Here is a 20,955-nt window from a genome sequence, read left to right on the forward strand (position 1 = left end):
TCATCAAATGCAGACACTGACCGTGCTCCTCGCCCTCGCGGGCTTTCTCATCACGATCGGCATCATCGTGATCATCCATGAGGGCGGACACTTTCTCGCCGCCAAGTGGCTCGGCTTCGCCGTCCGCCGCTTCTCGATCGGCATGGGCAAGGTGCTCTGGCGCCGCCGCGCCTGGGACACCGAGTTCGCCGTGTCGGCGCTGCCGATCGGCGGCTACGTCGCGTTCGAGGACGATGACAACGACGTGCCGGGCCTCACCGACCCCAGGTCCGTGAACGAGCCCGGCCACGTCCGCGCGAAGGGCCTCTCCTTCGAGGACGGCCCGCGCTGGCGCAAGGCCATCGTGGTCGCCGCGGGACCGCTCATGAACTTCGTGCTCGCGGTGATTCTCTTCGCCGCCTCGGGCGCGATCGGCGTCCAGGACGTCGCCCCCTACATCAGTCCCATGCCCGAGTCGCAGGCCGCGGCCCAGGGGCTCGCCAACATGGACCGCGTGGTCCGCGTGGCGGGCCGCCCCATCACGGGCGTGATGGATCTCAACTCCGCGCTCCTCGAGCGGATCGGCGAGCCGGACGTCGTCATCGAGTTCGACCGCTCGGGCGAGCTCATCGTGCGCCACTTCGACCTCTCCGGGATCTCGATGGCGGAGGCCACGGAGAACAAGGGACTCGTGCTCCCGAAGGTGGGCCTGATGCTCGCCGCGCGCGGCCTCATGGTCATCTCGGCCGAGCCGGGCGGCCCGGCGGATCAGGCGGGCCTCAAGCCCCGCGACATCGTGAGCGCGGTGAACGGCGAGCCCGTGCAGATGGAGACCTTCGGGCCCATCATCCGCGCCAATCCGGGCAAGCCCATCGAGCTCACCGTCCGGCAGTTCGACCGCAAAACGCCTGAGCGCACGGTGGTCCTCACCCCGCGCGCGGTCACCGACGAGAAGACCGGCCAGGTCATCGGCCGCGCCGACGTCCGCTTCGGGCCCGGCATCGAGCCCGTCACCGTCCGCCACGGCCCGCTCACCGCGATCCAGGTCGCCTTCTCCAAGGTGGTCGGCCTCACCCGCTTCCAGGCCGAGGCCGTGGGCGGCATGGCCAAGGGCGAGGTGGGCACGGACAACCTCGCCGGCCCCGTCGGCATCGCGGCGCTCGCCGGAACGGCGCTGGCCTCGGGCCTCTCGCCTTTCCTCGAGTTCGTCGCGCTCATCTCGATCGCGGTGGGCTTCATGAACCTGATTCCGATCCCGGCGCTCGACGGCGGGCAGCTCGTGCTCCTCGCGCTTGAGGGCCTCATGGGGCGCTCCTTCTCGCGCGATCTCAGGCAGAAGCTCGCGATGATCTCGATGGTGCTCCTGGGGGCGCTCGCGATCTACGTGACCTTCAACGACGTGTGGCGCCTCGGCAGTTAGTTCTGAAGTGTTTCCGCGGGCGATATCACATGCGCCGCGCCCTCGTCAGGGCGCGGCCTTGTGGTAACCTTAGACCCAAATTTTTTCATGGGATTTCGCGCGGCTTTTTTGAGAAAATCCGCGCGTTTTCCGCGAAGAGCGGGCGTCTACCGGGCAGCCGGCCTTCGAGCAGACAGTTTTCGAGAGAGTTCGTCTTGCATCTCCACAAACCACTCACCCGCCTCGCGGCCGGCCTCTGCGCCGCCCTTCTCCTCGGCGGGTCGGCCTCTGCCTTCACCATCTCCGACATCCGTGTCGAGGGTCTCACGCGAACCGAGCCGGGCACGGTGTTCTCGCACCTTCCCTTCCGCGCCGGCGAGGACTACACCCCTGAGAAGGGTGTCCGCGCGATTCACTCGCTCTATCAGTCCGGACTCTTCCGTGACGTGACGCTCACCCAGGACGGCGACGTGCTCGTCGTGCAGGTGATCGAGCGCCCGGCCGTGGCGACGATCGAGACGCACGGCATCAAGGCCTTTGACAAGGACGCCGTCGAGAAGAGCCTGCGTGACGTGGGTCTCGCCGAGGGCCGCATCTTCGACCACGCGATCCTTGAGCGCGCCGACCAGGAACTGCGCCGCCAGTACCTCTCGCGCGGCTACTACGGCGCGAACGTCACGACGACGGTGACGCCGCTCGAGCGCAACCGCGTCCGCATCACGATCAACGTCGACGAGGGCAAGGCGAGCTCGATCGCCTCGATCCGCATCACGGGCAACAGGCTCTTCGACACCGAGGACCTCACCGACCTGATGCAGCTCGGCACGCCGAACTGGTTCTCCTGGTACACGAAGCGCGACCTCTACTCGCGCGAGAAGCTTGCGGCGGACCTTGAGACGATCCGCTCCTTCTACATGAACCAGGGCTACCTCGACTTCAAGATCGACTCCGTGCAGGTCTCGATCGCGCCGAACAAGTCCGACGTCTACATCGTGATCAACATCACCGAGGGCGAGAAGTACACGATCCGCTCGGCGAAGCTCCAGGGCGACATGCTCGGCCTCGATGATCAGCTCAATGCCCTCGTGACCCTGAAGGAAGGCGACATCTACAACGCCCAGGCCGTCAAGGACGTCTCCACCGCGATCACCGACAAGCTCTCCACGCTCGGCTACGCCTTCGCGAGCGCGAACGCCAACCCGGTCTCCGACGAGGACAACCGCACGGTCGACATCGTCTACACGATCGACCCGGGCCGCCGCGCCTACGTCCGCCGCGTGAACATCACGGGCAACAACCGCACCCGCGACGAAGTGATCCGCCGTGAGGTCCGCCAGTACGAGTCAGCCTGGTTCGACAGCGACAAGGTGAAGCTCTCGCGCGACCGCATCGACCGTCTCGGCTTCTTCGAGACCGTCACCGCCGAGCCCAAGCCCGTCGCTGGCACCCGCGATCAGGTTGACCTCGAGGTCAACGTGAAGGAGCGTCCGACCGGCTCGATCTCGCTCGGCGCGGGCTACTCCACCTCGGAAGGCATCATCCTGTCGGCCGGCTTCGCGCAGAACAACGTCTTCGGCACGGGCAACTCCTTCTCGGTCGAGGTCAACACCTCGAGCTCGCAGCGCACCTACGCGCTCTCCGTCGTGCAGCCCTACGTCACGGTTGACGGCGTGAGCCGCTCCTACGACATCTACGACCGCCGCGTCGACCTCGAGGACCTCGACGTCGCGGACGTGAAGTACGAGACCCGAGGCGCCGGCGTGAGCTGGGGCATCCCGTTCACCGAGCTTGACCGCATCTACCTCGGCACCCGCGTCGAGTCGACGAAGGTGAGCGCGAACAGCAATTCGCCGCGCCGCTACATCAACTACGTCGAGAAGTTCGGCAAGAACCCCGTCTCGGTCGCGCTCACCGCCGGCTGGACGCGCGACAGCCGCGACAACTCGCTCGCCCCGACCCGAGGCTCCTATCAGCGCTTCTCGGGCGAGTTCGGTCTGCCGGGCCTCGACATCGAGTACTACAAGGCCACCTACCAGTACCAGCGCTACATTCCGCTCTCGCGCACCTGGACGCTCGCGTTCAACGGCGAAGTGGGCTGGGGCGACGTGTACGGCGGCACCGACCAGTACCCGTTCTTCAAGAACTTCTACGTGGGCGGCATCGGCTCGGTCCGCGGCTTCGAGTCCGGCACCCTGGGCCCGCGCGAGAACAAGGCTGATCCCGGCTCCGACTACCTCGGCGGCGACCGCATGATCGTCGGCAACGTCGAGCTCCTCGCCCCGCTCCCGGGCGGCGACCGCACGCTGCGAATCTTCGGCTTCTTCGACGCCGGCTATTCGTGGGGCTACATGGGCGACGGCCAGGGCAACTACGAGCGCCAGAAGATCGACTTCGGCGACCTGCGCTACTCGACCGGCATCGGCGTGGCGTGGATCTCGCCGCTCGGCCCGCTCAAGTTCTCGATCGCCTTCCCGCTCAACGAGGAACCGGGTGACGACACCCAGCGCTTCCAGTTCCAGATCGGCACGGGCTTCTAAGCGAACCCTGCCTCAGGCCTGACGGAAGGCTCAGAAAAACAAAACGCGTCCCGCCGAAACGGGGCGCGTTTTGTGTCTGTGGGGTTCCCGGCCGACGGGCGCGGCCGGGGAGACTTCGATGAAGTTCGCTCTGCTCAGTTCGCCCTGGAGAGCGGCGTGCGGCCCGACTCGATCGCGGTCTGAACCGCACGGCGCGCGAGCGTCGCCGTGGGATCCACGACCGCTGCCGTGAGCCCATCGCCCAAGTCCTGGCACTCGTTTTCGGTGAGGATCAGCGGCAGCTCCGTGCAGCCGAGAATGAGCACCGTCGCGCCCTTGTCGCGCACGAGGTGGCGCGCGGCCGCGAGCAGACTGTCGCGGCACTCGCCCGTCGTGAAGCCCGCCTTCACGCCCTTTTTGCCGTAGATCGCCTCCATCACCTCGGCCTGGTGCGCGGGCTCGGGCGTGACGAGCGTGAGACCCGTCTCCCCGGCCTTGTCGGCGTAGATCCCCGTGCGGCAGGTGCCCGTCGTCGCGAGGAGCCCGATCACGGCCCGTTCGCCAAACTTCTCGCGGATGCTCTCCATCGTCACGCGTTGCATGTTGAGGACGGGGACGCGGAGCTTCGCGCCGAACCCCTCGAGGAACGCGTGCGCGGTGTTGCAGGGGATGAGGAGGAGATCGGCACCCATCGCCTCAAGACGGCGGCAGGCCGAGAAGAGGGGGAGCGTCGGGTCGGCGCCGCCGTTCAGCAGATACTCGGTGCGGTCCGGAACCTGCGGGTTCTGGTCGACGAGGACGCGGATGTGTTCCTGGTCGTTTTTCGCGGGCGTTGCGTCGACGATCTTCTTGTAGAGATCGACGGTCGCGGCCGGCCCGAGGCCGCCCACGAGGCCGATGCGGAAGGGACGGGTGACGCCCGCGCGGAGGGCCTCAGCCATGCGGTCGGCGGTGTGGGCCGCATCGTCGCCGGCCTCCACCACGGGAACCGTGAGCTCGGCCTGAAGCTCGGCGAGCCAGGGCGCGGCGTTTCTCTCCGTGAGGACGAGCACTTCGGCGCCGCCGGCGATCATTTTCAGCGCCTCGTCAAGGTACGCGGCCTTCACGGCGCCCTCGCGGGCGATGCGCGTGCGGCGCGTTTCCTCCGGGACCGTAACGGGCCAGGCGGGAAGCGCTTCGGCGGGCGTGAGCGCGGCGACGCCGCGGCGGGTGAATTCGCTGCGGAGCGCCGCAGCGGCGGGGGACGTCTCAGTGCCGAGGATGCCGGCGCAGGAAAGATTCGAAGTCATCTTTGGATTCTTCAGAAAAGGAATTCGGGGGATGGGGTCAGGCCGCGAGTGCCGAGCGGGCGAAGCAGAGGAACTTCTCGCGCCAGATGCCGGGGGCCATGAAGGGCTCGGAAGTCTTCGCCCCGGGCGCTTCCCAGCAGGTGCAGTTGGCCGGGATGTGGCGGAGAAGGGCACGGTGTTCGGCGGCGGGGAGCCACGCGTCGCGCTCCGCATGGAGCAGCGCCGTGGGGATGCCGGTCCGGGAAAGAAGTTCCGCGGGCTCGGGCGTCTCGCTCTCGAGGAGCGCCGCGCAGAGGTGTCCGATGCCGGGGCCGTAGCGGTGGATGAGCCAGCCGCGACGGGTGGCGTAGAGACTCTCGAGCACCAGTCCCCGGCAGAGGACCGGGTTGCGGGCGGCGAAGCGCAGAGCCGCATGGGCGCCGGCGCCCTGACCGAAGACGATGAGTTCGCCCGGCCTGACATCCGCCGCCGCTGCGGCGGCCTCGGCGTCCTCGTGGAGCAGGTCCGGGCGGAGGGAGCCCTCGCTCGCGCCGGATCCGCGGTAGTCCGGGACGAGAACGCGCCAGCCCGCTGCGGCGAGCCAGGCGACCTGCGGGAGATGGAAGCCGCGGTTGTGCGAGCCCGGGTGGAGGTAGAGCACGGTGCCGGCCGGCTTTCCTTCTGCGGGGTCGATCACGAGCGTGCTGACTCTTGAGCCGTCCGGGGCGGGGGAGAGGATCTCGCGGCCCGTGAGCCCGAAGTGCTCCGGGCTCCAGTAGCGCTGTCTGTCGGTGCTGAGGAAGAGCCCCTCGATCGTGCGGGAGAGAAAGCCGGTCATTTGCCTGTGCCTCTTCACGGAATTTGCCTGGGAAGGAACCGGGCGGTTCGCCGCAGGAGTCTGGTTCGCCGCCCGTTCCCCAGGGACATCAGTAGAGGATGCTCGTGATCAGCAGGCCCGTTGAGACCGCGATGATGGTCGCGACGAGACCCGGGATCATGAAGGAGTGGTTGAGAACGTACTTGCCGATGCGGGTCGTGCCGGAGCCGTCGAAGGCGATGGCGGCGACGAGCGAGCCGTAGGTCGGGATGAAGAAGTAACCGTTCACGGCCGGGTACATCGCGATGAGCGTCTGGCAGGGGATGCCCAGCGCGGCACCGAGCGGCATCACGGCGCGGGCCGTGGCGGCCTGCGAGTAGAGCAGCACCGAGACGAAGAAGAGCACGAAGGCGAAGGTCCAGGGCATCGCACGGGCGATGTCGCCGACGGTGTTGATGAGGTCGGCCTTGTTCGCGGCGACGAAGGAGTCGCCGAGCCAGGCGAGGCCGAAGATGCCGATCATGGCGACGAGGCCGGCGCGCATCGTGGCCGTGCGGACGATGTCATCGACCTTCGGGCGGCACGTGACGAGGATCGCGGCGGCGTTGACGAGCATGAAGATCTCGAGGACCGTGGCCATGCCGACGGGCTTGTCGGAGCCGGGCAGCGTGCGCAGCTCAGGGATCAGGCCCGAGGCGACGGCGATCGCGACGAAGATGAGGAAGACGATGGCGGAGCGGCGGGCCGTGGGCTTGATCGTCTTCTTCTCACCGGCCTTCGGCAGGTTCACGAGGCCGGCCTTGACACGGGCCTGGAACTCGGGGTCATCGGCCAGTTCACGGCCGAGGTGCATCGAGATGAAGCCCGCGATGATGACGCCGACGAGGGTCGAGGGCACGCAGATCATGAGGATCTGCGGCAGACCGAAGTCCGTGAAGTTGTAGGCGGCGAACATGCCGAGCATGGCGGCCGTCGCGGCCGAGATGGGCGAGGCGGTGATCGACTGCTGCGAGGCGATCGTCGCGACGGCCATCGGGCGCTCGGGGCGGATGCCCGCGGACATCGCGACCTCGTAGATCACGGGCTGCAGCGGGTAGACGATGTGGCCCGTGCCCGCGAGGAACGTGAAGAGCCACGTGACGAGCGGGGCGATGATCGTGATGTACTTCGGGTTCGCGCGGATGATGCGCTCGGCGATCGAGACGAGCCAGTCGATGCCGCCCGCGGCGTCCATCGTGGCCGCGGCCGTCACGACGCCGAGGATGATGAGCAGCACGTCAACCGGGGGCGCGGTCGGCGTGACGCCGAAGACCATGCTGATGACGAAGAGGCCGACGCCGCCCCAGATGCCGAGACCGACGCCGTTGAAGCGCGCGCCGATGAAGATGCATGCGAGCACGATGACGAGCTCGATCCAGAAAGTGATTGCCATGGTGGAGGTTGCTCCTCGAAGGAGTCCGGTCCCGCTTCCCGGGGCGGGCTCCGTTCGCTTGGGGGTTGATGTTTCTCTCCGGACCGGCCTGCGCGTCTGAGCGGGGAGCTCCGCGGCTCTCCCGCCTCGGACTGGTCATGCGCCTGAGGCTCCGCCCGGGGTGTCCTTGAAGATCGGACAGGAAAATTATCCTTGTCAGAATTGATAAACTGGAGGCTGAAACTGCCTCTAGAGAATCAAATCTGATCACAACCCTGAGGCATGGAAGGCCATGCCCCGGCGGCATCGGAGCCCTCCGGGGAGGGGAAAGGAAAATGGACAAGCTCGACAACATCAACTGCCTGCGCATCTTCTGCCGCATCGTCGAGTGCGGCAGCGCCCGCGACGCGAGCTCGCCGCTCGACATGGAGGCGAGCAACATCTTCCGCACGGTGAGGGCGCTTGAGAAGGAGGTCGGCATGCCGCTCTTCGTGCGCCGGGCGAGGCCCATGCAGCTCTCGCGCGAGGGCGAGTGTCTCTACCGCCATGCGAAGAGAATCATCCGGCAGCAGGAGCTGATGCGCGAGGAACTCCTCGAGGACGCGGACTCCGAGAGCGCCGTGATCCGTGTCGCTGCGGCGGCCGGCCTGCGCCACGACTTCCTCACGGGGCTTATCGTCGAGTACCAGCGCCTGCACCCGCAGGCCGTGATCGAGATGCGCGACATGGCCGTGGGCTCGAAGCACCCCTTCACGGCGGCGGACGGCTCCGAGCACGACCTGCTCTGCGCGTTTCGCACGGCCGACGAGATGCCCGAGGGAACGATCGTGCGCGAGGTCGCGGAGATTCCGCTCGTCGCCTGCGCATCGCCCAACTACATCGCAAGGCACGGCGCGCCGACCAGGCCCTCGGAGTGCTCGGCGCACAAGGGGCTGCTCCTCCACACGGCGAGCCGCGCGTCGGTGACGCACCTCTATCGCGACGGCGTTCACGAGCGGCTCGACTGGAAGGCGACGACCGTCTTCACGAGCACGATCGACGCGATCAACGCGGCGGTGCTCGGCGCGGGCATCATCCCGGACGTGGCGCTGCCGTACTTCATCCGGCAGCAGCGGCAGGGCTTCCTCTCGCTCGTCATGCCCGGGTGGACGAGCCCCCGCAGGACGGCGTGCCTCTACATGTCCGCCAGGGGGCACCGCAAGAAGAGCGTGCGCGACTTCGCGGATTTCTTCGCCGAGCGCTACCTCACCTACATCCGGGGATGCATGGACGCCTATGAGGCGCTCCTTGAGGCCTGAAATCGAAAAAAACGGACGCCCCGGTGCTCGGCCGGAGGCGTCCTGAACCACCACCAGGGGGATCCTCAGAAAAGAGAAAAGAAGTGCGCCGCACGGAAAGTGCGTCGCCTGAGGAATATTCTGATGATCAAAAAAGGCTCTGTGGTGGCAATTTATGAACGGAAAAAATCAATTTTGATCACAAGAAGGGTAAAAAAGAGGAGCGGTCCTGTCGGACACGCTCCTTGACGGGCCCCGGCGTCGATCGAGAGGAGGATGAGGAAGGACGCCGGGCTTGAGGTGCCCCGGCGCTTCCCCAAGGCGAAGGAAGCGCCGCAAGAGAGTGATCAGAAGAAGATCATCACGGCGAGCCAGCAGACGATCATCGGGATCGCGGTGCGCTTGACGAGCTCGAGGGGATTGACCTTGCAGAGGCCGGAGATCAGGATCACGACGCCGGCGACGGGGCTCATCGTGCGGCCGAGCTGGGCGCTCACGAGCGCCGTGTTGCCGAGGTTGCTGATCGTCATGCCGAGTTCGGGCGCATGGGGCGTCACGGCCTCGTTGAAGGCGAAGGTCGCCGCGTCGCCCGAGCCCGTCAGGATGGCCATCAGGAAGACGCCGCCGCCGCCGCCGATGCGGGCGAAGTCGCCCACGTTCTTGAGCGCCTCGATCAGGGCGTCGACGAGACCGGCCTCGCGCAGGCCGCCCGCGAACACGCCCGCGGCGATGATGATGCCGAGAACGTTGCCGTAGCCCTTGCCGGCGCCGTTGAAGAACTCAGGAATGGCCTTCTGCGGATTGCAGAGCGTGACGATCATCGTGTAGATGACGCCGATCAGCATCGCGTGGGCGACGCCCATCTTCAGCGCGGGCACGCAGGTGTTGCCGAGCAGCAGGATCACGAGCGGAACGAGCGGGGCGGCGGCCCAGAGAAGGTTGATCTTCTCGAGCTTCTCGCCCATGCCCTCGAACCCCTCGGCCGAGCCGGAGGTCTTGTGGTCCTTGAGGAGGAGCTCGACCACGGTGACGAGGGCGGCGCCGATCGCGATCATGATCGCGTACATCAGCGAGTGCGAGATGATGAACTCCATCGGCTGGATGCCCGCCATCTCGGAGATCATCACGATGTGGGGAATGCCCGGGTTGTAGCAGGAGCCGTAGGTGCCGGCGAGGATCGCGGCACCCGCGCCCGCCGGGCTGATGCCCGCGCGGATCATGACCGGGAGCAGCGTCGTCGCGACCGCGGCGGCGCAGCCGGCCGCGGACGGAATGGCGGCATTGATGATCGCGGTGACGATCGTGCAGGCCGGGATGAGGAAGATGCCGAGCGCCTTCATCGGACGCGTGAGCAGCTGCACGAGGTGCATGTCGGCCTTGGTGTAGCCGACGAGGAAGGCGAAGCCCATCGCCGAGCAGATCGACTGGATGAGGCCGGAGTTCGTCATGGACTTGACGAACTGGTTGAGAGCCGACATCGGGTTGAGCGAGATCACGCAGAGGAAGAGGCCTGCGGCGAGCAGGACGAAGCGCGTCTCGATGCGTTTCACGAGCGCGATGACGGTGAGAATGACGACGACGATCGCCGTCCAGAAGGTGAAGGTTGCCATGACTGGGTCGACTGGATGACTTGGGGTGAACCCGGGCGGTTCTCCCTCATGAGGGAGCGGGCGGGCGCTGGTGTCAATCGGGTGCGGGATCCCCCGCGGCGCTTCCAGTTTCAGGGGGCGCCGGAGGGCGGCATCTCTGACGGATGCCTTCAGTCCTGTGCATCGGGACACTCTCCGGATGCATTCAAGGCGCTAATTTTCGGTTTTTCCCGCGCCGGAGATGAATTATCATGGGTCAGGAAATGCCTGATATCGCTATAGGATAAAAGTTAAAGGACTATCTCTTCAGAGGTAACGTCTGACTGGACGGTTTCCAGGAAAAACAGGATGCTGAGGAAGCCCGGGACTTCCTTCGAGTCAGGTAACTGACTGTGGATCTGGCAAAGTTCCCGAGCGCGGCGTCGCGGCGCCGGAGAGCGGCCGGGCACGCCGGTTGCTTCCACTGTGTCTCATTGCAGAGTGCGATATCAACAGGAATGTCAGGAGAGACTGATGCCGGATTTTTCCCCGTTTTCAACGATCCAGCGCAAATCGCTCTACCAGAGCGTCAAGGACGAGATTCTGCTCAGGATCCGCACGGAGCAGTGGACCGTGGGATCGGTCCTCCCCAATGAGATCGAGCTCGCGAAGCTCTTCGGCGTGAGCCAGGGCACTGTGCGCCGGGCTCTGAAGGAACTCGTCGACGACGGACTCCTCGTGCGCCGGCAGGGGAAGGGCACCTATGTCAATGACTACGGCAGGAACCGCGACTTCACGCGCCGGCAGTTCCAGCGTTTCCGCCCGGACCGTGAGGGGGCCTGGCAGACCACGCCGAAGCTCGTGCTCTTCGAGGAGATTCCGGCGAGCATGCGCGTCGCGCGGGCGCTCGAGATCACCCCGACCATGCCCGTGATCCACCTGCGCCGGGAACTTGTCTTCGTGCTCGCGAGGCAGCAGCAGCCCGGCACGGCCTTCGACGAGATCTGGCTGCCGAGGGACGTGTTCCCGAGGCTCACCCGCGAGATGATCGACGTCGACATCCGCTCGATCTACGGCTTCTACCAGCACGAGTGCGACGTGACGGTCACGCAGGTGGAGGACACCGCCAAGGCGGTGCTCCTCAACCCCGAGCAGGCCGCCGTCGCCCGCGTGCCGCTTCCCTGCCCGGCGATTCGGCTCGAGCGCGTCTCGAGGAACGTCTCCGGCCGGGCGGTCGAGTACCGCATCCAGACCGCCGTGACGGAAGGGTTCCATCTGGTGTTCTTCTGACCGGGGACGCTTCCCCGGATCCCATTGTTTACGGGAGGTCCCGGCCTTCGGGAGGGTATTCCCCGCCAAAAGTGACTGGGTTAAAATTTTCTCTTTGCCCCGGGCAAAGGAAAAACCTACTACAACAAGTCACCACAGGAAGCCTCGGCCGTGGAACTCCTCAATACCCTCGTCTCTGCAGTCAACGATTTTCTCTGGTCCTACGTGCTCATCGCGATGCTCGTCGGACTCGGCATCTGGTTCACCATACGCACGGGCTTCGTGCAGATCGTTCGTCTCCCCGAGATGGCGCGCCTCCTCACCGAGGGCGTGGGCGCGAAGACGAAGGAGGGCCACATCTCCACCTTCCAGGCGTTCTGCGTCTCCACGGCCTCGCGCGTGGGCGTGGGCAACATCGCCGGCATCGCGATCGCCGTCACCGTGGGCGGCCCGGGCTCGGTCTTCTGGATGTGGGTGATCGCCATCCTCGGCGCCGCCACCGGGTTCGTCGAGTCCACGCTCGCGCAGGTCTACAAGGCCCCGCGCCGCCGCGGCGGCTTCGTGGGCGGCCCGGCCTTCTACATCGGCAATGCGCTCGGCTCCCCCTTCTTCGCCACCGTCTTCGCGGTGCTGCTCGCCATCACCTACGGCCTCATCTTCAACTCGGTGCAGGCCAACACGATCGCGCTCTCGCTCAAGGCCTCGCTCGGCGTTGATCCCTGGATCTCGGCCGCGGGCGTGGCGGTGCTCACCTGGCTCGTGATCTTCGGAGGGCTCGACCGCATCGCGAAGGTCGTCGGCTGGCTCGTTCCGCTCATGGCCGGTCTCTACCTCGCCGTCGCGGGCATCGTCACCGTGATGAACATCACGCTCGTGCCCGAGGTGCTAGCCCTCATCGTGCGGAGCGCCTTCGACATGGAGGCCGCGGCCGGCGCAGGCTTCGGCCTCGCGGTGATGACCGGCGTCAAGCGCGGCCTCTTCTCGAACGAGGCCGGCATGGGCTCGGTGCCGAACGCCGCGGCCTGCGCGGACGCGACGCACCCCGCCAAGCAGGGCCTGGTGCAGGCGATCGGCGTCTTCGTCGACACGCTGATGGTCTGCATGTCCTCGGCCATGATCGTGCTCCTCTCGCCCGACTGGCGTGACGCCGGCGTCATCGGCATCGAGCTCGCGCAGCACGCCCTCGAGGGGCAGCTCGGCAGCTGGACCGGCTACTTCCTCACCGTCATCGTCCTCTTCTTCGCCTTCAGCTCGATCATCGGCAACTACTTCTACGGCGAGGTCAACATGGACTTCATCAGCCGCCGTCCGAAGGCGAGCAAGATCTACCGCGGTCTCGTCATCGTGATGGTGGTGTTCGGGTCGGTCGCGAGCCTCACGCTCGTCTGGAACCTCGCCGACCTCTTCATGGCCTTCATGGCAATGACGAACCTCGTGGCGATCGCGCTCCTCGGCAAGATCGCCTTCATCGTGCAGAAGGACTACTTCAGGCAGAAGGCCGCGGGCATCCGCGAGCCCGAGTTCGATCCGTCGGTGCTCCCCTCGACCCACGGCGTGATGTGCTGGCCGAGAAAGAAGGACGACGAGAACGTCTGAAACATCTGATACAGCAAATCCAAGTCGAAGCCCGCGCAGCGGTGAGCACATCACCGGCGCGGGCTTCTTTGCATCCCCCGGACACCTCCCGGGGGTGGTGCCGGGGGAGACCCGGGAGAGGTCTGAATTACCCCTTAATGAGTATCAACCTTGACCTCAGTTGCCTCAAAACCCCTGCGGCTCTAGGGAAGACAGCCTTTGAGAATGACTTTCAACTGTCGGAGACCCCCTCCCTTTGGGGATCTTTAAGAAAAGATTAAGCAAAAATAAAATTCCTAACATAAAAGAACAATTCCAGCGTCCCTTGAGCAGACCCCTGCCATCACGGGGGCTGTTCATCCGGAAAGGAGACCAACCATGAAGTCCCTTCATTGTCTTACGACTCTCGCCGCCGCCATGTTCGCGCTCGGCGCCACGGGCATCGCCTCGGCTGCTGACCTCAGCAACTGCGCGGCCTGCCACCCCAACATCACCAAGGCTCATGCCGGCACGAAGCACGAGAACGTCGCCTGCACGTCCTGCCACACCGGTCTTGACGAGCATCTGAAGAGCCCGAAGGCCCGTCCGACGACGAACCTCGACCCGGCCAACTGCGGCATGTGCCATCAGCCGCAGTACACGTCCCTCTACAAGGACGAGGGCCGCGCTCCGCGCATCTCGAAGAAGGTCACGACCGGTCCGTCGCCCGACCCGTTCTTCGACCGCGCCCTCGGCGCCCACGGCTTCACGAAGGAACATGCCCTTCCGCGCGCCCACGTGTGGATGGCCATGGACCAGTTCATCGCCGACCGTGCGTTCGGCGGCCGCTTCGAGCCCAAGATGGGCTGGCTCTACTCCACCCTCGAGGGCGGCAAGTCCTACAAGGTGTGGGACGTCCTCAAGGACAACTATCCTGACAACAACGCCCAGAAGGCGCACAAGGGCTCCGGCTACGCCGCTGCCGCGAACGGCGTCTGCTGGAGCTGCAAGTCGGCTGACCTGATCCTCGACTGGGCCTACATGGGCGACAAGGTCGAGGGCGCCACCTTCAGCCGCGGTTCCAACCCGGTCGACGTGGTCCGCAACATCAACCACGCTCTCAACTGCAACTTCTGCCACGATCCGCACACGACGCAGCCGCGTATCGTCCGCGACGCCCTGATCGACTCGATCACGCGTGACAACAAGGGTCTGCCGAACGTCTGGCAGGACAACGCCGCCCACAAGACCAAGGTCGAGGTCGTTGACTACGGCATGCGCGGCTTCGTCCGCAAGGTCGGCATCATGGAGCGCGCTGACTCCAACCTGATGTGCGCCCAGTGCCACGTCGAGTACGTCTGCAACCCGGGCTTCGACGCCAAGACGGGCAACAAGGTCGGTTTCGACAGCCGCCTGACGAACCTCTTCCCGATGGTCAATGCTGACCAGATCGAGCAGTACTACGACGCCGTCGGCTTCCGTGACTTCAAGCACAACATGACGGGCGCCTCGCTCATCAAGATGCAGCATCCGGACACCGAGACGTACTTCGGCTCGAAGCATGACAAGGCCGGCGCCACCTGCGCCTCCTGCCACATGCCGAAGGTGAAGGACGAGAAGACGGGCAAGATGTACACGCTGCACTGGTCCACCTCGCCGCGTCACTACATGCAGGAAACCTGCCTGACCTGCCACAAGGACAAGACCGAGGCCCAGATGAACAAGGCCATCGACACCCTCAAGGGTCACTTCGACGGCAAGGTTCGTGAGGCCGAGTCCCGCATGGATCAGATGTTCGACGCGTTCGAACTCGCGATCGCCAGCGGCGTTGACCAGAAGGTCCTCGACGAAGCCCGCAAGCTCCACGCCAGCGCTCACGTGAACTGGGAATACTGGACGGCCGCCAACGGTGCGTACTTCCACAACCCGGATCAGGCTTCCCGCAGCCTCGCCAAGTCCGCCAAGGCCGCCTCTGACGCCACGGCTCTCCTGAGGAAGGCCATCGCCGAGAAGGCCGCCGCGAAGAAGTAATTCTCTCCTGGCACAGGCCGGTGACTGAAGCGCTCCGGCCGCAGTAAAAAAGCTTCACCATAAGGGGGATGGATCCGTAAGGATCCGTCCCCTTTTCTTGGAGTACGATTCCGCACTCCTCAACAGATTCCTTCTTCATCACCGTCCGCAAGGCTCTCCATGTCGAATCCCTGGGTTCTCTACGCCATCTGCGCGCTCATGCTCATCGTCGCCATCGTCGCGGTGCTCCCCACGATCCTGCGCGCCCGCGAGGCACAGGCGCCCGAGGAGCGCGACGCCGCGGCGAGAAAACTCGTGCGCGAGGCGCTCACCGCGGAGAAGGCGCGTCTCGACGCCGACCTCGCCGACGGGCGGCTGACGTCTGAACAGTACGAGGCGATGCTCGGCGACCTGCGCGCACGCGTGCTCGAGGAGCAGGCCCCCGCGCTCAACGCCGAGGAGAAGGCGATGCCGAAGGCCGCGCCGATCCGCCTGACGCGCGCCCAGATGGCCGCGGCGGTCACGTGCCTCATCACCTTCGTCTCCTGCGGCAGCTACGCCTTCCTCGGCTCCCCGGAGCTCCTCGAGCTCGCCGAGGCGCAGAAGGTGCTCGAGGGCTCGGCCTCCGCCGAGTCGATCGAGCAGTACCTGAAGCGCGCCCCGAAGGACGGCCGCGCTTGGGTGCTCCTCGCCCACAAGAAGGTCGAGGCGGGCGACTTCCGTGCCGCCTCCTTCGCCTACAAGGCCGCGCGTGACGCAACGGCCAAGATCGCCCGCGACCCGGACGTGATGCTTGAGTACGGCGCCGCGGTGCTCACCGCCCGCGAGGAGTCGCTCTACAAGGACGCCTCGAAGGCGCTGCAGGAGGCCCTGGTCCTGAAGCCCGGCGACCCGCGCGCCGAGCAGCTCGCGCTCATGGGCGCCGTCGCGGCCGAGGACTGGGTCACGGCGCGCAACATCACGCGCACGCTCCTCGCTCAGATGAGCCCGGACAGCCCGGACTACATGCGCGCGGAGCAGACGCTCCGCATGCTCGAAGCGCGCGCCGCGGACATGGAAAAGGCGCCCTGAGCGGACGCCTTCCGAAGAACTTTTGCGCAGAACCGGATTTCCCTTGGGCGAAGTCCGGTTTTGCATTTTCTGGCGGTCAGATGATCTCCGGCTCCTCCGCGTCGGCCGTCTGCTCGGGCCAGGGAAGGAGCGTCCATGCGCCCCCGGGCGCGAGCAGCGCGTCAACGGCGGCCGAGGCGCGGGTGAGGGCGTCGGCGGCCGCGCGGTCGTTCTGCGCGAGTCCCTGCCACACCTCGCCCATGAGCGCGGCGCGGGCGAGCCCCTGCCAGGAGCCGCAGCGCAGCAGCAGCTCCGCGCCGATGCGGGCGCTCCAGAGCCCCGTGTCGCGGTCGGGGAGGATGTCGGCGGCGATGGCCTTCCTGAGGAGCGCCGCCCCCTTGAGCAGGTCCGGCGCGCGCAGCCCCGTCCAGTCGACGCGCTCGCGGTAGAAGTCCACCATCATGCGGCGGCGCTCGAGGCGGGCTCTGAGGTCCTTGTCCTGGTTCTCGACCTCGAAGCCGCCCCAGCCGAGGAGCGTGTCGTTCTTGAGGAACTTCGAGATCGTCGGAGCCTCGGCGATGCGGCGCCATTCAGCCGCCGAGCAGGCGCCCTCGATGAGGAGCGAGAGCTGCTCGTCGAGGTCCTCGCCGCTCATGATGCCGAAGTCGGTCGAGAGCTCGTGGAGGATCTCGCCCGCCGCCACGTCGTCGCGCGCGATCTCGCCCCCGGCCCAGCCCATCAGCATCAGCGGGAGCTTCGCTGCGGCGGAGACGAATTCCACGAAGGGCAGATCCTCCCAGGCGATGCCCGGGGCCTTCGCCTCGGGGTCGGGGAGTTCGGCGAGCTTCTTCTCGAGCGTCGAGAGAAGCGCGGTCATCGCGGGGCTCGGAGAGAGAATCTCAAAGGGCTCGTCGTCGTTCAGCATCTCAAGGTGACTCTTCGGGTCGGGGAAATTCTTCAGCGCCTCTCGCGGCCGCGGCGGTTGTTGGAGGCGGCGGCGCGGGGTCTCGGGGCGCCCATCCCCTTATTGTGCTTCAGGCGGCCTGATTCGCACAATGCCTGGCTTTGCTGCTTCCCCTGCAGCCTGTCCTGCTTCCGTGCGCCGCGGTCTTCCTCCGGGCGCCTGCCGCGCTCCGGGGCGTTCTCACGTCTGCGGTGCTCCGCGCGGGCGGGGCGCGCGGCGTCCCCGTCCCGTTCGACGCGGGGCTTCGCACGGACGAACTCGCCCTCGGGCTCGATCGTCATGCCGCAGGGCGAGGCCTTGCAGTGGAATTCGGCGCGGAACCGCTCGCCCGCGGAGTTGACGAGGATGAGTGGCTCGGGGCGCAGCATGGCGCGGTCAACGGTCTCGAGAATGCCGGGGAAGGCCTTCAGCATCTTCGGGCAGAGCTTCATCGAGGCGCGCACGCAGTGGCGGCAGTTCATGAGCGGCGCATGCGCGACCGGTTTTATCTCGAACGCGGGCTGCGTCACGGTCGCCCCGTGCGCCTCCCAGAAGTCGCGCGCGGCGCGGTTGGCGACATTGGCGCGGAAGTCGAGGATCCTGTCCGGCGACTCGGCCGACGGGTCCGCCGGGGCCCGGCGGGGCTTCACGCGGGCCGCCTCGCGTGCCTCGAGCAGTTCCTCGACGGCGGCGCGGCGCAGCTGGTTGGCGAAGCTCGCCGGCACGAAGACGTCGAGGTTCTCCGGAATGAAGACGTTCCTCGCCGAGAAGGGCGTGTCGCCGAGCTTGCCGAGGTTCACGGCGAGCGACGCGCGGTTCTTCTCCGGATCGGAGGGCTCCTGCAGGTCAAGCGCGACCGAGGCGCTGCCCACGGACTCGCCGTCGGTGACGACGAGGTCGAGCCCGTCCTCGTGCGTCGTGAAGATGAGGTCAACCGGAATGCGGCGCTCGGCGGTCCTGCCCGCCATGAGCTTCATGAAGGCGTGGTCGCGGTTGCGCCTGAGCGTGAGCCCCCGCGCGAGCCCGGGAAGCCTTGATGCAGGTTCCGAGGGATAGAGCGCCCAGAGGTTCTCCTCGCCGCCCCTGCGGGCCGGGAGGGGCTCGGCGCGGTTCACCGCGAGCCCGTGGATCTCCTCGTCGGCGGCGAGGTAGGTGAGGCCGTCGCCGTTCGCAAACCCCACGCCGGGAAGCGCCCTGACGATGACGCGGTCTCCGTCGATGCGCTCGACCGTCGCGGCGGGCTCGCCCGCGTGCTTCGGGCTCTCAAGTTCGGCGAGCTCGTAGGGGCGGTCGAAGGCGCGCCCGTGGATGAAGTATTCGGTCTGACCGCGGTTGAAGACCTTCTCGGTCGACGGGGTGAAGGTGAGCGAGCTCTCGCCCTCGGACGAGCGCGAGAGTTCGGGGCGGCGCGCGAGGATCTCGTCGATCCGCGCGCGGTAGTGCGCCGTGACGTTCTTCACGTAGGCGAGCCCTTTCAGGCGCCCCTCGATCTTGAAGGACGAGACGCCGGCGTCGATGAGAGCCTCGAGGTTCGCGGTCTGGTCGTTGTCCTTGAGCGAGAGCACGTGCTTGCGCTTCAGGAGCTTTTCGCCCGAGAGCGTCTCCACGTCATAGGGGAGCCGACAGAGCTGCGAGCATTCACCGCGGTTGGCGCTGCGGCGCGTCACGGCCTCGCTCATCCAGCACTGGCCCGAGTAGCTCACGCAGAGCGCGCCGTGGATGAAGAACTCGATGCGGGCGTGCGTGAGGGCGGCCCGGGCGGCGGCGATCTCCTCGAGGGAGAGCTCGCGCGCGAGCACGACCTGCGAGAAGCCGGCGGCCTCGAGGAACCGCGCCTTCGCGGGCGTGCGGATGTCACACTGCGTCGAGGCGTGAAGCTCAATCTCCGGGAGCTCTCCCATGAGGAGCCCCATGTCCTGGACGATGAGCGCGTCGGCGCCGGCGGCGGCGACGTCAAAGGCAAGCTTCCTCGCGGGAGAGAGCTCCGCGTCCGTGAGAAGGGTGTTCAGGGCCACGAAGACGCGTGCGCGGTAGCGGTGCGCATATTCGGTGAGCCGTGCGATGTCGTCGAGGGTGTTGCCGGCCGCGGCGCGCGCGCCGAAGGCGGGGCCGCCGATGTAGACGGCGTCCGCGCCGTGATCGATCGCGGCGATGCCCGTGTCGGCGTCGCGCGCGGGCGCGAGAAGCTCAAGCGCAGTGCGCGCGGGCGCCGAGGTGACGAAGGTCATTTGGCAACGCGGCCCTTGACGGCGCAGGCGGGAATGGCGAGGTACTCGGCGAGATCCTTGTCGCCGGCCTTGCGGGCGAAGTCAGCGGGCGACCGTCCCTGGTCGGTGCAGTAGTCGCGGTAGGCGCCCGCCTTGAGGAGCATCACCACAGCGGCGCGCGAGGGCTTCCTCGCGGCCATGATCAGCGGCGTGACGCCCGCGGTGGTCTGCACATTGGGCGAGACGCCCGCGGCGAGCAGACGCTCGATGAACTTGGTGCGGCCCTCGGTGGCGGCGTAGTGGAGCGGCGTCCAGCTGCGGCCGGCATTGGGATCCGCGCCCGCCTTGAGGAGCGCATCAAAGAGCTCCTCGTTGCCCTTGAAGACGGCGAGCATGAGCGGCGTCTCGCCGAACTTGTTCATCTCGTTCACGTCGAGCTTGCCCGTGGCAAGGAGGGCCTTCGCGATCTCGGGCGTGTCGCCCCGCACCGCGTACGTGAAGGCCGTGTCGCCGTTCTCCATGCGGAAGTTGGGCGAGAGGCCGCGGTCAAGGTACTGCTGCACCGCGTGCGCGGAGCCGAGTCGCACCGCCTGACGGAAGGCGTCAAGCTCGGTGGCGGAATCCGCAGAGCTCGCGGATTCCGAGCGGATGGTGACCTCGGCCGTGGCCGGAAGGGCGGAGAGGAGCGTGAACGACGCGGCAAGAACCGCGAGCATCGGACGGATCGACATGGGGGAACTCTGCTGGAAGTCTGGACGGGATGAATTCTGGCCTGGGGAGGCGCGGCGGGCGCTTTCTCCTCAGGCGCGCAAAAGAATATCACCGGGCGCGGGCACGCCCGGCGGCGTGCGGCCGCTGATTCTGCAACGGCTTGCAAGCGCCGGGGAATCAATGGGTCAGAGGGAGACGGGGAGCCGGAAGAGGCGGACGGTGTTGGCGCACGTGGCGGCGAGCACCTCGTCCTCGGGGAGGCCCTTCGCCGCGGCGATGGCGCCCGCGACCGCGCGCGAGTACTGCGGTTCGCACCGCTTGCCGCGCCAGGGAACGGGGGCCATGTAGGGTGAGTCGGTCTCAATGAGGAGCCGCTCGAGCGGAATAGCGCCCGCGATCGCGCGCAGCGCCTCGTTCTTCTTGAAGGTGAGGTTTCCGGTGAAGCTCACGCACCCGCCCGCGTCGACTACCCCTCGGGCGGTCTCGAGCGACCCGCAGAAGCAGTGCATGACGAACCCCATGTCGCCCGCGCGCTCGTCCCTGAGGATCTCGAGCGCCTCGGCCTCGGCGTCGCGCGCATGGATGATGAGGGGCTTTCCCGCGCGGCGGGCCGCCTCGATGTGGAGACGAAACCGGGCGCGCTGCCAGTCGAGCGGCTCCTTGCACCAGTAGAAGTCGAGTCCCGTCTCGCCCACGGCGACCATGGCGGGTTCGCTCGCGCGCTCGACGAGTTCGTCGATGTCCGCCTCGCGCGCCTCCGGGTACTCCGGATGCACCGCCCAGGCGCCGAAGAGGAACCCGGGGTGTGCGTCGAGAATCGCGCGCAGCGGCCTGATGTCGTCGTCCTCGCAGCCGATCGTGATCGCGGCGATCATGCCGGCCGCCTTCATGCGGGCGATGGTTTCCTCGCGGTCCGCGTCAAACGCGTGGTCGGTGAGGTGGCAGTGGGAGTCGATGAAGGATGCGGTCATGGTGT

Annotated in this window: 15 protein-coding genes; 7 read left to right on the forward strand and 8 right to left on the reverse strand. The window is 66.8% G+C overall.

All coding sequences use genetic code 11. The annotated features are described in order from the left end of the window. The first annotated feature begins 7 nt into the window (after positions 1-7). Both rseP and bamA read left to right on the forward strand, forming a co-directional pair. The gene (gene rseP, locus Q4F91_RS02585) at positions 8-1,399 is read left to right on the forward strand and encodes an RIP metalloprotease RseP (RefSeq protein ID WP_303334229.1); all 1,392 of its coding nucleotides are present in this window, start codon (positions 8-10) and stop codon (positions 1,397-1,399) included. Between the two features lie 194 nt (positions 1,400-1,593). Then, positions 1,594-3,915, forward strand: coding sequence for an outer membrane protein assembly factor BamA (gene bamA, locus Q4F91_RS02590; protein WP_303334231.1), 2,322 nt, complete (start codon positions 1,594-1,596; stop codon positions 3,913-3,915). 134 nt (positions 3,916-4,049) lie between these two features. Here the strand turns inward: bamA and Q4F91_RS02595 are convergent, their stop codons facing one another. The 3 genes from Q4F91_RS02595 to Q4F91_RS02605 all read right to left on the reverse strand — a co-directional run bounded on the left by Q4F91_RS02595 (position 4,050) and on the right by Q4F91_RS02605 (position 7,411). Further along, the gene (locus tag Q4F91_RS02595) at positions 4,050-5,183 is read right to left on the reverse strand and encodes an amino acid racemase (RefSeq protein WP_303334233.1); all 1,134 of its coding nucleotides are present in this window, start codon (positions 5,181-5,183) and stop codon (positions 4,050-4,052) included. Positions 5,184-5,220: 37 nt separating this feature from the next. After that, on the reverse strand, positions 5,221-6,000 hold the full coding sequence (locus Q4F91_RS02600; protein ID WP_303334235.1) for an alpha/beta hydrolase: 780 nt from the start codon (positions 5,998-6,000) through the stop codon (positions 5,221-5,223). Positions 6,001-6,088: 88 nt separating this feature from the next. Beyond that, complete coding sequence (locus tag Q4F91_RS02605) at positions 6,089-7,411, reverse strand: anaerobic C4-dicarboxylate transporter family protein (RefSeq protein WP_303334237.1); 1,323 nt, start codon at positions 7,409-7,411, stop codon at positions 6,089-6,091. A gap of 314 nt (positions 7,412-7,725) precedes the next feature. Between Q4F91_RS02605 and Q4F91_RS02610 the strand changes: the two genes are divergently transcribed. Further along, positions 7,726-8,688, forward strand: coding sequence for a LysR family transcriptional regulator (locus Q4F91_RS02610; protein WP_303334239.1), 963 nt, complete (start codon positions 7,726-7,728; stop codon positions 8,686-8,688). Positions 8,689-9,014: 326 nt separating this feature from the next. Here Q4F91_RS02610 and dcuC read toward each other — a convergent pair whose 3' ends face one another. Continuing rightward, positions 9,015-10,277 (reverse strand): C4-dicarboxylate transporter DcuC, encoded by a 1,263-nt coding sequence (dcuC, locus tag Q4F91_RS02615; protein WP_303334241.1) that lies wholly within the window; start codon positions 10,275-10,277, stop codon positions 9,015-9,017. Between the two features lie 492 nt (positions 10,278-10,769). On the opposite strand from dcuC, the gene Q4F91_RS02620 reads away from it, so the two are divergent. From Q4F91_RS02620 to ccmI, 4 genes are all read left to right on the forward strand, one after another. Beyond that, the gene (locus Q4F91_RS02620; protein WP_303334243.1) at positions 10,770-11,525 is read left to right on the forward strand and encodes a GntR family transcriptional regulator; all 756 of its coding nucleotides are present in this window, start codon (positions 10,770-10,772) and stop codon (positions 11,523-11,525) included. Positions 11,526-11,675: 150 nt separating this feature from the next. Beyond that, a complete protein-coding gene (locus Q4F91_RS02625; protein WP_303334245.1) occupies positions 11,676-13,100 on the forward strand; it encodes a sodium:alanine symporter family protein in 1,425 nt (474 codons plus the stop codon). A 357-nt stretch (positions 13,101-13,457) separates the two neighbouring features. Next, the gene (locus tag Q4F91_RS02630; RefSeq protein WP_303334247.1) at positions 13,458-15,089 is read left to right on the forward strand and encodes an ammonia-forming cytochrome c nitrite reductase subunit c552; all 1,632 of its coding nucleotides are present in this window, start codon (positions 13,458-13,460) and stop codon (positions 15,087-15,089) included. A gap of 159 nt (positions 15,090-15,248) precedes the next feature. Further along, entirely contained in the window at positions 15,249-16,139 is an 891-nt protein-coding gene (ccmI, locus tag Q4F91_RS02635; RefSeq protein WP_303334249.1) for a c-type cytochrome biogenesis protein CcmI, read from the forward strand. A 76-nt stretch (positions 16,140-16,215) separates the two neighbouring features. Here the strand turns inward: ccmI and Q4F91_RS02640 are convergent, their stop codons facing one another. From Q4F91_RS02640 to Q4F91_RS02655, 4 genes are all read right to left on the reverse strand, one after another. After that, positions 16,216-17,043 carry a DUF1266 domain-containing protein gene (locus Q4F91_RS02640; RefSeq protein ID WP_303334251.1) on the reverse strand — a complete coding sequence of 276 codons (828 nt, stop codon included), beginning with the start codon at positions 17,041-17,043 and terminating at the stop codon, positions 16,216-16,218. Positions 17,044-17,075: 32 nt separating this feature from the next. Further along, entirely contained in the window at positions 17,076-19,289 is a 2,214-nt protein-coding gene (locus Q4F91_RS02645) for a U32 family peptidase (RefSeq protein WP_303334252.1), read from the reverse strand. Then, positions 19,286-19,999, reverse strand: coding sequence for an ankyrin repeat domain-containing protein (locus tag Q4F91_RS02650; RefSeq protein WP_303334253.1), 714 nt, complete (start codon positions 19,997-19,999; stop codon positions 19,286-19,288). The genes Q4F91_RS02645 and Q4F91_RS02650 overlap by 4 nt, the downstream gene beginning before the upstream one ends. Positions 20,000-20,164: 165 nt before the next feature. Then, a complete protein-coding gene (locus tag Q4F91_RS02655; protein WP_303334255.1) occupies positions 20,165-20,950 on the reverse strand; it encodes a TatD family hydrolase in 786 nt (261 codons plus the stop codon). Between the last annotated feature and the right edge of the window lie 5 nt (positions 20,951-20,955).

Source organism: Sutterella sp. (assembly GCF_030539355.1).
Taxonomy (GTDB): Bacteria; Pseudomonadota; Gammaproteobacteria; order Burkholderiales; family Burkholderiaceae_F; genus Sutterella.

Coding starts and splice junctions, on each gene's coding strand:
- rseP (WP_303334229.1), top strand. CDS start 8: ATGCAGACACTGACCGTGCTCCTCGCCCTCGCGGGCTTTCTCATCACG.
- Q4F91_RS02595 (WP_303334233.1), bottom strand. CDS start 5,183: ATGACTTCGAATCTTTCCTGCGCCGGCATCCTCGGCACTGAGACGTCC.
- Q4F91_RS02600 (WP_303334235.1), bottom strand. CDS start 6,000: ATGACCGGCTTTCTCTCCCGCACGATCGAGGGGCTCTTCCTCAGCACC.
- Q4F91_RS02605 (WP_303334237.1), bottom strand. CDS start 7,411: ATGGCAATCACTTTCTGGATCGAGCTCGTCATCGTGCTCGCATGCATC.
- Q4F91_RS02610 (WP_303334239.1), top strand. CDS start 7,726: ATGGACAAGCTCGACAACATCAACTGCCTGCGCATCTTCTGCCGCATC.
- dcuC (WP_303334241.1), bottom strand. CDS start 10,277: ATGGCAACCTTCACCTTCTGGACGGCGATCGTCGTCGTCATTCTCACC.
- Q4F91_RS02620 (WP_303334243.1), top strand. CDS start 10,770: ATGCCGGATTTTTCCCCGTTTTCAACGATCCAGCGCAAATCGCTCTAC.
- Q4F91_RS02630 (WP_303334247.1), top strand. CDS start 13,458: ATGAAGTCCCTTCATTGTCTTACGACTCTCGCCGCCGCCATGTTCGCG.
- ccmI (WP_303334249.1), top strand. CDS start 15,249: ATGTCGAATCCCTGGGTTCTCTACGCCATCTGCGCGCTCATGCTCATC.
- Q4F91_RS02640 (WP_303334251.1), bottom strand. CDS start 17,043: ATGCTGAACGACGACGAGCCCTTTGAGATTCTCTCTCCGAGCCCCGCG.
- Q4F91_RS02645 (WP_303334252.1), bottom strand. CDS start 19,289: ATGACCTTCGTCACCTCGGCGCCCGCGCGCACTGCGCTTGAGCTTCTC.
- Q4F91_RS02650 (WP_303334253.1), bottom strand. CDS start 19,999: ATGTCGATCCGTCCGATGCTCGCGGTTCTTGCCGCGTCGTTCACGCTC.
- Q4F91_RS02655 (WP_303334255.1), bottom strand. CDS start 20,950: ATGACCGCATCCTTCATCGACTCCCACTGCCACCTCACCGACCACGCG.